The organism is Methanolobus sp. ZRKC2 (assembly GCF_045291185.1).
GTDB lineage: Archaea > Halobacteriota > Methanosarcinia > Methanosarcinales > Methanosarcinaceae > Methanolobus.
This window is the reverse complement of sequence record NZ_CP146980.1, coordinates 1,467,962-1,479,294: the sequence shown is the minus strand read 5'-3', so window position 1 is coordinate 1,479,294 and position 11,333 is coordinate 1,467,962. Positions and strand designations below refer to the sequence as shown.

Genomic DNA, 11,333 nt, shown 5'->3' with positions numbered 1-11,333 from the left:
CACTGGATTATACAAATTGAGCTTAATCAATGACTTTGTAGCCTGCTTTTGTAACAGCTGACTTTATCATTTCAAGGTTGACTGATGCAGGGTCATATACAACCCTGGCCTGTTTTCCCTCCAGATCGACAGTTACGTCCTGAACCCCGCTTACGGATCGAATTGCCTTATCAACTGTCGACTGACAGTGTCCACACATCATTCCTTCGATGCTAATTGATTCTTCTGCCATATTGAAACTCCCTGTTACACTATTTCTATTTCTCAGTTATAGTATTAGTATTGAAGTACACATTTGCAGTTATAATTTATAGTTAACGCTGTTAACAAAGAGCCATAATTATATTCAACTTACCTTTACAATTTGCTCGATCTCTTTCTTCCATTTGATAATATCGTCAACTTCCAGATAATGCTTGTTAATCCCATTGGAAGATTCCGATATCAGAAGTCTGCCTTTTTTAAGAAAACCACCTTCAAGTTCTATCTCCACAATCCTCGAGAGCATGACATCGTTCATGGTACCACTCTCAATATCCATCTGTACTACTCTCTTATTGGTGAGAATTGTCATGGATGAGCTCTTTCTGGAAGACACTATAAGATGCTCCGTGCGTACATATTCCGGTCTGAGATTTTCGAGAACCTCTACTATCTTTTCTTTCCTTTTAGCTGACAACGGGTAAACAGTCAGATTTTTCTGGCCAGCTATCAGGAAAAGGTATTGTTTTTCCACATGAACACCGACCAAGTCCTTGGACCGGATGCTCAGCTCTACATTTTCTTTTCTTGAGAGGATTGCATTGCTCTCTTTTTTGAAAAAGAGATTCTTGTTAGTTATCACCATAATGAGCTTTTCTTTTCCAAGCTTCACAGGCTCCTTTGCAAGGATTTCTTCTCCTCTCCTGAGGATGGTTGATGTTTCCCGGTCCTTAATCGTTTCATCCGGGGTTTTAGTATTCTGGCTACTTTCGTTCTCTCCCGGGAGATAATGATTCAGCATTTCAGCAAGCAGGTTCCCATCGATGAGTTTTACATTGTGTTCGGCAGCTTCTTCCTGGGCTTCTCTTGTAAAATTTGATGTTGTAGCGATGATTACCCCGTCTACCCGGTCCCGGTATCGCAAACTGCTGTATTCGCGGATGGCTTTCACTCCCACGGATTCCCTGTACCTTTTAGCCTGTACGATCCATGTATGTGAGAGTCCGAAATGTGCTATTTTTATTATCAGGTCTATGCCTCTGTCATGGGATAACTGCGTTTCTTCAACGATATATCCCATCTTCCTGAAAAGTTGTGCCAGGAGTTTTTCAAACTCAAAAGGGTCAATATCCTGCAGTTGTCCGGAAGACCATCTTTCCATAGATTATTCATCCACTGTATAGGAAAGTCCGCACTCCGGACAGGAATAGGTCAATGTCCTTACGCCGGTCCTGTTTGAGTTCACTGTCCTTTGCATCCATGTGCCACATGTGATACATTTCTGGTCAAAGATGCTTCTGTCTGTATTTGAGCCCTGTTTTTCATTTTTTTCTGCCATTCTACCACTCATCAAAGCACTCTGCCTTATCCTGTATTATTAATAATCTTACTAATTATTATTGTTTAGCTATTTATTCCTCTGATCTTTTAATTGTATTTGCATTGTTTCTATATACGGTTATTGATAATGGTATTGTGTGATTTATGCCCAACCATGCAAAAGGTTAAATGCATTGAAGATTAAGTGAATTAAAACAGATTTGAGGAATATCCCATTAAATATTTATCAGGCCAAAGTCACATAAGGAATATCTGTTGCTGCAGTTTACATTGTTTTCAGACCGGTGACCATCATGGATGAATTGGAATCTATCAGACAAAGGAAAATGGAAGAATTACAGAAAACACTTCAGGAACGCCAATATCCTGCAGCCCCCATCATCTTGACAGATGCTGATCTTGATCAGTCCGTTTCCAGGTATCCCCTTATCGTTGTGGACTGCTGGGCTCAGTGGTGCGGTCCCTGTCGTATGCTTTCGCCGGTAATAGATGAACTTGCTGCTGAACTCCAGGGTAAAGTGGTCTTTGGGAAACTCAATGTTGATGAAAATAAAATGACCGCTGCTAAATTCGGCATAAGCAGCATACCTGCCATGCTTGTATTCAAGGAAGGCATGCTCGTAGACAGAATTATAGGTGCTGTTCCAAAACAGAGAATAATCGAAAAACTTCAACCTTTTATGTGAGATTTATTTATGAAACCTAAGATTGTAGAAAGTCCTTCCGTACGCCTGATAGATCTTAAGTCCAAGGCTTATTTTATAGTAGCTTCAGTGGAAGTGGGCAATACAACTACCAAATGCATTCTGACCGCTACAAACCTTGAGGATGGTAAAACAAGACTTGTAACAAAAACAGTTAGTATGACAAGGGATGTCCGACCCCCAAAGGCAGATGAAGAAGTATTTGGCAGGACACTTACAGGTGTGGAGCTTACAAGACAGTCAGTGGGAGAACTCGTTCGGGATACATTGGTCGGTGCTGTGAAAAAAGCGAACCTCGATATCAAGGAAGACATACACTTTGTTGTGAGGTCCACAGGAGTTGTTGCAGGTTTCGATACGCCTGATGAAGTAGGAGAGTTCATAAAAGCCCTGGCAGATGGATGTCTTATGGCAGGTGTTCCGCCAAACCGTATGACTCCTCCGATGGCCTTATCCAATATTCCTGAAAAATTCCGTAAACACAGTAAGCTCGAACAGGTTGTCTTTGACGGTGCAGTGGCAAGTGTAACACCACCTACAGGTGCAACAGGTGTGGAAATCGTTGCCAACGAGATGGAAGGTGAACTGGCAACTGCAGGTATCAAGGAAGGTGCCAAGTGGGTTGATGTTGATTTCCGTAATCCCTGCATCTCCATAGACTTTGGTACAACCCTTGACGGCAGGATAATCAGTCCTGATCTTCCTTATGCAAAGACCATCGGAAATTTCTGTGGTTATGCCGGAGCCATCCCCGATGCCATTATTCAGGGAACCAGCCTGGTCGACTCAAAAAAGGGTACTGCTCTTGATGTTTCTGATAACGTATCACTAGGTAGGCTTGCTCATAAGCTCAAGGAGAAGGCTATAAAGGGATATGCAGAACGGATAAATGAATATATAATTATCGAAAAGGTTCCCAGTGGTCGTAAAAGATATGGCAGTGTGCCAGTAAACTCTGAGGCTGCAGATGAGATTGGAGTTGTTCTCATAGGTTGTGATGTAGGACACAATGGCACTGATATGGAAAAACTTTCAGAGATTGGGGCTGAGGTCTATGAAAAACATGATCTTAAGGTGCTCTTTGCAGTGATTGACGAGGTCATGGCACGAGTAGTACAGCGTCTTGTGAAAGTAGCACAGGAAGAAGGTCTTGTGTTCGAGGACACAGCCATCGGTGTCACCGGCAGGGCCGGAATTACTGGAGATAAACCAAAGCTGATATTGAAATACCTGCAAGAACTTGGTATCAATAACAAGATTGAAGAAAATGTTATTTTTGTAGATGACGGCCTTGCACGCGGCGCTGCTGTCATGGCAAGATGCATGAATTCCCTTGGCACCACATTCAATCCACTGGGTGGTCACAGGGGTGGAAAATGCATACTGGGACAACGTATGAAGTTGCAGAACAGGAAATAAAAACCTCAGGGAAAAGTTGCTGGCAGGAATTTCCTGCCAGATAATATTCAGAAATCGAAATAAATTCCGTCAGGAATATCAGGACTTCTCCTTTTTACTGCCTTGCCATCTCATTGGAACTCGATCTGGTGCTTTCTCACTGTATTCCAAGTAGTGAAGTGATACTTTTCATATCCATTGTATTCACAACATCCTGCGGTTGGATCCATGCACGGCGGGCTACATCGATTCCATATCTTATGTTATTAAAATTGTCAAGCTTATGCGTATCAGTGTTAATTGCCAGCTTTATTCCCATCTTTTTAGCCATTTTTGCGTGAATGTCATTCAGGTCCAGACGCGCAGGAGATGAGTTGATCTCAAGTATCTTATCATTGTCAAGGGCTGCCTGAAACACTTTTTCCATGTCAAAGTCGTAAGCTCCTCTTTTTCCGAACTTTCTCCCCGTGGGATGGGCAAGGATATCAACATGTTCATTTTCAAGTGCCGTAATTATCCTTTTCGTCATAGTTTTTCTGTCCTGCTCCAGACCGGCATGTACTGCGGCTATAACAATATCAAGGTCTTCCAGGATTTTATTGCTGTAGTCAAGTTTACCGTTGGACCGGACGTCACACTCGGTACCTGAAAAAAGTGTTATACCTTCAATTCCATCATTCACCCTGTCGACATCTCTGGCATGCGCAAGTAATTTCTTATCAGAAAGACCGTTTGCTATGGCTGTAGAATGAGAGTGATCCGTGATAGCTATGTACTCGTATCCTCTTTCAAGGGCATTCCCGGCAATTTCTTCAATACTGTTTTCCCCGTCACTCCAGTTTGAGTGGACATGAAGATCACCTTTTATGTCCTTTACTTCGATAAGTTCAGGAAGAGTCTTTTCCATGCCTGCTTCTATTTCTCCCCTGTCCTCCCTGAGTTCCGGTACAGGATACTCTAGTCCGAGAAAATCGTAGACTTCCTTTTCATTTGCACATTTCTTGGTGACATTCGTGTTATTATTAGTAAATCCATATTCATTGAGGCTGTAACCTTTTTCGAGTGCAAGTTTGCGTAGGCGTATATTGTGTTCCTTTGAACCAGTGAAATATTGCAGCAATGTGCCAAAGGAATCTTCAGGGATGATACGCAGGTCAACCCTTATTTTTTGATAAATAATAGAGCTCAGAGCATTTCCTTTCTCAAGAACCTCTGTCACGTTTTCAAGATTCAGGAATTCATTCATTGCCTTTGCAGGATCATCTGAGAATGCAATGAGGTCGATATCCTTTACGGTTTCCTTTCTCCTGCGGAGGCTTCCTGCAACAGTAATCTTCTTTAAGTGGGGAAGGCTGCTAAGTTGTTTTTTTATATCTTCTGCAATGGGATCTGCGGTTGCAAGGGGTGTCCTGCCAAAGTCGTTGCTTTTCAGGTATCGCTGCACGGACCTTAAGATTTTTTCCTCCTGTTTTGGTCCCATGCGTGCAAGCCTTCGGATACGATGCTCCTGCGCAGCTTTCATCACTTCATCAACAGATTTGACATCCAATTTTTCGTAAAGTAATTTTGCAGTTTTGGGACCGATTCCGGGTATATCCATAATTTTCAAAATACCCGGAGGGACTGTTCTTACGGTTTCTTCATATGCCCTGAAAGTACCTGTGAGAAAAATCTCTTTTATCTTTTCCTGAATGGCTTCTCCTACGCCTAGTATTTCCGGGATACGATCCTGACTATACAGGTCGCTGAGGTCTTCATCAAGCTCCTTGATATTTCTGGCAGCTCTTTGATATGCCTTTATTTTGAAAGGATTCTCCCCCTTGAATTCCAGCAATAAGGCCATCCTGTCAAAAATTGCTGCAACCTCAGTATTATCCATTGTAACCATTCCCAATGAATAATTGGCTTTCAGGATTTTTTATCTTTTTGCACCCTGATCGCTTTTTCAACGGTATCTTTGTGTATGTCGGCAGATTTATGGATGCCTCCGAGCGTTCCTCTTATAGCTCTGCATGGGTACTGCTGGATGAGCAGACCTGCTTTTGAGGGTGCATCTTCGACATTTATTCCGACCAGTTTCTCGGCCATGTGCCAGGTGCTTCCACATGGTGCTCCGCGTAAAACGCGAACCGAGGATATCCTGCCATCATGTGTCTCAATTTCAAGTTCCGGCATTGCAAGTTTTGACGTGAAATCTGATATTGCCGGATTGTCGGAAAGAGTGCAGCATATCTCTTCTATTTCAATATACATGTCATATTGCTTTGCGATCTGCTCCAGCTCAAGTACAGGGGCTTTCGCAGCGCCTCCGGGTATAATCATTGACCTGACACCTTTCTTTCCTGCTTTGTGTGCTATCGCAACTGTAAGGTCCGGGTGCAGGGAGTAGGTGATAAGGATGTCGGAATTGAAAACAGAATCATCAAGATTTACTTCTTCAAGGAACTTCTGGGGTTCATCGATAAAATCGGGAAGATATTCAGGCAGGGCTGCAGAAACAACATCAAGCTCGGTTCTTGAGAGTATTGTCTCGATAAGTCTTTTTCCGTACTTCCCTCTGGTTATAACTCCTATTGTGCTCATGAAGATCCTTTCCTTGGGGAAGAATGTTCCATTTACTTAATATGTTTTAGCATTGATTTTTATATTAATACTGTATAGTTTATTTGAGGAGAAACTATGGATGAATACGACTCTTCCAAGGTATATTTCAGGTGTAACGTTTGTGATCACATGTTCCAGGAAAATCCGGATTTCTTCCCGATAAAATGCTTCCAGTGCAGTTCAGAGAATGTCTCACGTCTTTAGGCAGCATATCTGTACAAATAGGCTAAAATACCATATGCTCTCTTTCATTACTGCATGTCAGCAAAGGGAAAACTCATAACTCTGGAAGGTATCGACGGTTCAGGTAAGTCTACGGTAGTAAGGCGTTTGACTGCAAATCCTGAATTCTCAGACTTTATTTTTACCCGTGAGCCCACCGGTAGCTGGATTGGTGAGGCTGTTGACCGTGCCATTCACTCGGATACGGATCATCTGGCTGAACTTTTGCTTTTTACCGCGGACCATGCGGAGCATATATCTAAATTAATCCGGCCTTCACTTGAAAGCGGCAGGAATGTTATCTCAGACCGTTACTCTGCCAGCCGTTATGCATATCAGGGAATGACACTTGCAGATAGGTTTGATGATCCTCTTAAATGGGTTCAGGAAATCCATAGGGGATGGACAATTAATCCTGATCTCACAATACTTTTTGATATAGATCCCGAAATAGCAGTTGCAAGATGTGGCAACCGTGGTGACAAGACCAAATTCGAAAAAATAGGTTTCCTGAAAGGTGTAAGGGAAAATTACCTGCGTCTTGCAGAAGAGAGTCCGGAGTCTTTTGTAATAATTGATGCTGAAAAAAGCATGGATTATAACGAAAAGAAAGTTGTTGATATAATATCTTCTTTTATATGATGCTGATTTACAAAAATATGCCCTCGATCCTGTTTTGACATAGCAATTTTTCATGCGCATGTATAAAAAGGTTCTTAATCTATAATCTATATATTGCCAGTAATTATAGTTATGTCCAACAACAATCTGTATTACTTGTTCCGATCAGTGTTTGGAATATATGTGATTGTAGGTAACAGATGATAGATTCAGATATTGTGCAGAATGCTCCTGTCGGGATATTCGTTGTGGATAAGAATGACAATTTCACTGTCTTCAACAAATCGATGGAGTTCATTTACGGGCTTTTGGCAGATGATGTCGTGGGGAAGAACCTGCTACTTGCATTTCCTGAGCACACTCTCGGAAGGAAAGAAGGTATAAGGGACTTATTTTTAGAATCGAAGGCTTCTCTTCAGCAATCCTCCAGAAAAAATGTGCCTGTCATCACTCCGACAAACAGGCTGAGTTACCAATCCATATCTTTCGTACCCCTGGTTAATGAGTCCGGGGCTTACGATGGCATGATTGGCTATATAGAGGAGAGTATTGAGCATATTTCCAGTGAGAAAGGTTTGCTGGATGAGATATCCAGTGCAAGGGAGCAGTCATCTGTCTACAGGGACATTCCCATTATGGTTTTCAGGTGGTCCGCCGAAAACGGATGGCCTGTTTTGTTCGTGTCTCAAAACATATCCCAGCTGGGTTACACAAAGAAAGAATTCGAGTCGGGAGCTATCAGGTATATAGATATTGTTCACCCGGATGACCGGGAAAAGCTGCTTCTGGATACTTTAAGGTTTGAAATGGCTGAGAAAGTCTATTTTTCAGGAGACTACAGGCTTTTAAGCAAGTCAGGAGACACTGTATGGGTAAATGAGCTCTCCTTGATCAAAAAAGAAGGAGACATCCCGTTTCGATATGATGGTATAGTTATTGATATTACTAAAAGGAAACAAGCAGAAGCTTCTCTTCAAACTGAACATGATCGTCTTGAGAGGATAACTTCGAGTATGGGTATCGGTCTCGCAGTAATTTCCCGGGATTTCCATACCGTATGGGCTAATAATGTACTCAAGGACATTTTCGGCGATGTTGAGAACAAGCTTTGCTATGAGATTTACAATAACAGGCAGGATATATGTGAGAAATGTGCTGTGAAAGCGGTTTTTGAAAATAGCCTGGACAGGTCCGTAAGTGAACAATATGGTACTGATAAGGATGGAAATCCTATCTGGTCCCAGATTATTGCAACTCCGATAAAGGATGAGGATGGAAATATAACTGCTGCAATGGAAGTGGTAGTACCTCTGACTGAAAGAAAATTAAAGGAAATAGAGCTCAATGAGAGTAAGGCCAGGATAGAAAGCATATTAAGGTCTGCTCCGGTCGGTATAGGGGTTGTCAGAAACGGCATAGTTGAAGATGTCAATGACATGTGTTGCGATATACTGGGCTATTCAAGAGAAGAGCTAATCGGCCAGAACACACGGACATTCTTTGAAGTCGGCAATGCCTACAGTGATGTGGAATCCGTCATGAAGTCCGGAATAAAAGAGCATGGTGTCGGTACAATGGATGTTCAGGCCAGGCGTCGGGACGGGAATATCATTGACCTTTTGATAAGTGCTACTCCAATGTATTCCGATAATCATTCAAAAGGTATCAGTTTTACAATAATGGACATAACTGAAAAGAAAAGGAATGAAAGGGAACTTAAAAAACGTAGTGCGGAGCTGGAACAACTTAATCGTCTTAAGGATCTTTTTTCGGATATCATTCGACATGATCTTCTCAATCCGGCCGGTACCATCAAGGGCTATTCGGAGATACTGGAAGAACTCGAGGAAGATGAAAATAAGCTTAATCTGCTACAGATGATACGGGAAAGCAATAAAAGGCTCATCGACCTTATTGAAAACGCTTCTAAGTATGAAAAGCTGAATTCCATAGATGAGATCGACTACTCAAATGACAACCTTGTGGAGATTTTCCAGAGAACAATTCTGGATTTTGAACAACCTTTGAAACAAAAAAATATAAATGTGTCTCTTTCTTCTGAAGGACCGTGTGTCTATGCTGTTAATCCTCTTGTAAGCGAGGTGTTTGCTAACCTGCTTTCCAATGCCATTAAATACAGTCCTGCGGATGAGAGGATAAACGTTCATTTTCATAAGAATGAAAGTAGCTGCAAGGTTACGGTTGCCGATCATGGGGATGGCATTCCGGATGAAGATAAAGCCTTTGTGTTCAATCGTTTCAAACGTCTTGATAAAAAAGGTGTCAAAGGTACGGGTCTCGGACTTGCTATCGTAAAACGCATCATGGAATTGCACAATGGCTCTTACGGCGTTGAGGACAATCCCGAAGGAAAAGGTTGTGTTTTCTGGGTCACATTCAGCAAAGCTGACATGTGACCTCGGTTCGTTTAAAGTTCGTTCTGGTCGGCAAATTTGATTAGAGCTTCACCAAGTGTGCGTGCATATTTGGGGTTCAGGTTAAATCGCCCTTTTTTCTGTCCGCCTCTTTCTTTTGCAATCTCTATGTATTCATTTTCGTATCGTTCGCTGGAGGCAAGGGAGATTGTCAGGAACCAGCCGGCGCCCATCTTTATCTCTGCGTATCCTTCACCTACTTCAATAATATCTTCATTCTCTGCCATAGTTACACCGTAAATAATGTATTTAATTTATTTTTACTGCACCATTTCCAGGGGAATCGATCCATTGTGTAGTGCTGTAGCCACAATGGCTCCTTTAAGACCGATCTTCTCAAGGGTTTCAATGTCTTCTGTATTACGAACTCCCCCACCAAGAAGCACATTGTGCTTTGAAATGGAAACAATTTTACTTAAGAATTGTGAATCCACACCACTTGATGTGCCAACCCTGTCGAGGTCAAGTATTATGATATCCTGAAGCTCGAATTCGTTAAGCAGCTCTACTATTTCGAAAGGGTCGTTTGGCATGTCGGGATCGTTGCTGAGTATTTTCCCGTCTTTTTTATCGATGCTTACCACTACCCTTCCCGGGTGTGTGGCAGCTACTTCCCGAATGGTATCAAGTGAAGCTGTTTCTGTTCCCAGGACCACGGTCTGCACTATTTCCAACACATCATGTGTTTCAGAAGGCGAGTTTATTCCGGGATCAACTATTGTCTTTGCCTTTTGGGCAATCTGCTCAATGACTTCAAAGTTTTTCTCCCGTTTGCCAATATTTTCGAGAATATTCAGGTCGGCGATATAGACTTCCCGGGGTTTTATAGTTTCAACTACCTTTAGAGGGTCCGAACTATCGCATATGAGACTGGAATAATGGATGGGTTTGTATTCATGCCTGTTCCCGCCCTGAGCGTGTACAACTGTCCGGTTGAATATGTCAAGAACTAAAAGGATACGAAACATATTTAATTCATACATCTGTCATGCTATAAAAAAGAGGTTTATACAATGAAATTGCTCGTCAGTCCCATTAGCCCCGAAGAGGCAATTGCAGCACACCAAGGTGGTGCTGACATAATTGATGTTAAAAATCCAAAAGAAGGTTCATTGGGTGCCAACTTTCCATGGGTAATAAAGTCTGTGAAAGAAGCCATCGGTTCCCAGAAACCTATCAGTGCAACCATCGGGGACTTTAACTATAAGCCAGGTACCGCATCCCTTGCAGCTCTGGGAGCTGCTGTTGCCGGTGCACACTATGTCAAAGTCGGACTCTATGATGTACAGACCGAGGAACAGGCACTTGAGATGCTCACAAATATCACAAAGTCCGTCAAGGATCTGGATCCCAGCAAGAAAGTTGTTGCATCAGGTTATTCGGATTACAAGAGGATAAACTCAATATCTCCCCAACTGCTCCCTGCAATCGGCGCGCAGGCAGGTGTTGATGTTGTCATGCTTGATACCGGTATTAAAGACGGTCGTTCCACATTCGAATTTATGACAGAAGAAGAGCTGACCATGTTCACAGGAGCTATCCGTGATCAGGGCCTTGAATCCGCGCTTGCCGGGACTCTTAAGTTTGAGGACCTTCCAATGCTCAGGCGTATCAATCCCGATATAATCGGTGTACGTGGAATGGTGTGCGGAGGCGATCGTACTTCCTGCATACAGGAAGAGCTTGTTGTTAAATTGAAGAATGAGATGTGAACCGGTTTCCGGTCATATCTTTGTTTATCCATCCGGTATGTTTTTTATCTCTATCTGACCATTAATATTTTAGCGGATGCTTTATACTTTTATCG

13 protein-coding genes are annotated in these 11,333 nt (G+C 42.4%); 6 read left to right on the top strand and 7 right to left on the bottom strand.

Annotated elements, in window-relative coordinates:
* Positions 1 to 22: 22 nt before the first annotated feature.
* The 3 genes from V7O62_RS06890 to V7O62_RS06880 all read right to left on the bottom strand — a co-directional run bounded on the left by V7O62_RS06890 (position 23) and on the right by V7O62_RS06880 (position 1,540).
* On the bottom strand, positions 23 to 232 hold the full coding sequence (locus V7O62_RS06890) for a heavy-metal-associated domain-containing protein (protein ID WP_406655509.1): 210 nt from the start codon (positions 230 to 232) through the stop codon (positions 23 to 25).
* A 114-nt stretch (positions 233 to 346) separates the two neighbouring features.
* Positions 347 to 1,363: a restriction endonuclease gene (locus V7O62_RS06885; RefSeq protein WP_406655508.1), complete on the bottom strand. Its 1,017-nt coding sequence runs from the start codon at positions 1,361 to 1,363 to the stop codon at positions 347 to 349.
* 3 nt (positions 1,364 to 1,366) lie between these two features.
* Positions 1,367 to 1,540 carry a hypothetical protein gene (locus tag V7O62_RS06880; protein ID WP_406655507.1) on the bottom strand — a complete coding sequence of 58 codons (174 nt, stop codon included), beginning with the start codon at positions 1,538 to 1,540 and terminating at the stop codon, positions 1,367 to 1,369.
* 295 nt (positions 1,541 to 1,835) lie between these two features.
* Between V7O62_RS06880 and trxA the strand changes: the two genes are divergently transcribed.
* Both trxA and V7O62_RS06870 read left to right on the top strand, forming a co-directional pair.
* Positions 1,836 to 2,228, top strand: a complete 393-nt coding sequence (trxA, locus tag V7O62_RS06875) for a thioredoxin (protein WP_406655506.1) — start codon at positions 1,836 to 1,838, stop codon at positions 2,226 to 2,228.
* Between the two features lie 9 nt (positions 2,229 to 2,237).
* On the top strand, positions 2,238 to 3,665 hold the full coding sequence (locus V7O62_RS06870; protein ID WP_406655505.1) for a methanogenesis marker 14 protein: 1,428 nt from the start codon (positions 2,238 to 2,240) through the stop codon (positions 3,663 to 3,665).
* Between the two features lie 136 nt (positions 3,666 to 3,801).
* Here V7O62_RS06870 and polX read toward each other — a convergent pair whose 3' ends face one another.
* A complete protein-coding gene (gene polX, locus V7O62_RS06865) occupies positions 3,802 to 5,532 on the bottom strand; it encodes a DNA polymerase/3'-5' exonuclease PolX (protein WP_406655504.1) in 1,731 nt (576 codons plus the stop codon).
* A 20-nt stretch (positions 5,533 to 5,552) separates the two neighbouring features.
* Positions 5,553 to 6,227: a DUF166 domain-containing protein gene (locus tag V7O62_RS06860; protein WP_406655503.1), complete on the bottom strand. Its 675-nt coding sequence runs from the start codon at positions 6,225 to 6,227 to the stop codon at positions 5,553 to 5,555.
* A gap of 96 nt (positions 6,228 to 6,323) precedes the next feature.
* On the opposite strand from V7O62_RS06860, the gene V7O62_RS06855 reads away from it, so the two are divergent.
* The 3 genes from V7O62_RS06855 (at position 6,324) to V7O62_RS06845 (ending at position 9,508) form a co-directional block, all read left to right on the top strand.
* Positions 6,324 to 6,452 carry a hypothetical protein gene (locus V7O62_RS06855; protein ID WP_406655502.1) on the top strand — a complete coding sequence of 43 codons (129 nt, stop codon included), beginning with the start codon at positions 6,324 to 6,326 and terminating at the stop codon, positions 6,450 to 6,452.
* A 54-nt stretch (positions 6,453 to 6,506) separates the two neighbouring features.
* Positions 6,507 to 7,112, top strand: coding sequence for a dTMP kinase (gene tmk, locus V7O62_RS06850; RefSeq protein ID WP_406655501.1), 606 nt, complete (start codon positions 6,507 to 6,509; stop codon positions 7,110 to 7,112).
* Positions 7,113 to 7,291: 179 nt separating this feature from the next.
* The gene (locus tag V7O62_RS06845; protein ID WP_406655500.1) at positions 7,292 to 9,508 is read left to right on the top strand and encodes a PAS domain S-box protein; all 2,217 of its coding nucleotides are present in this window, start codon (positions 7,292 to 7,294) and stop codon (positions 9,506 to 9,508) included.
* Between the two features lie 11 nt (positions 9,509 to 9,519).
* On the opposite strand, the gene V7O62_RS06840 is transcribed toward V7O62_RS06845, so the two are convergent.
* On the bottom strand, positions 9,520 to 9,753 hold the full coding sequence (locus V7O62_RS06840; RefSeq protein WP_406655499.1) for a hypothetical protein: 234 nt from the start codon (positions 9,751 to 9,753) through the stop codon (positions 9,520 to 9,522).
* 33 nt (positions 9,754 to 9,786) lie between these two features.
* A complete protein-coding gene (locus V7O62_RS06835; protein WP_406655498.1) occupies positions 9,787 to 10,494 on the bottom strand; it encodes a HisA/HisF-related TIM barrel protein in 708 nt (235 codons plus the stop codon).
* A gap of 45 nt (positions 10,495 to 10,539) precedes the next feature.
* Here V7O62_RS06835 and V7O62_RS06830 point away from each other — a divergent pair, with 45 nt between their 5' ends.
* On the top strand, positions 10,540 to 11,238 hold the full coding sequence (locus V7O62_RS06830; protein ID WP_406655497.1) for a (5-formylfuran-3-yl)methyl phosphate synthase: 699 nt from the start codon (positions 10,540 to 10,542) through the stop codon (positions 11,236 to 11,238).
* Positions 11,239 to 11,333 lie beyond the last annotated feature (95 nt).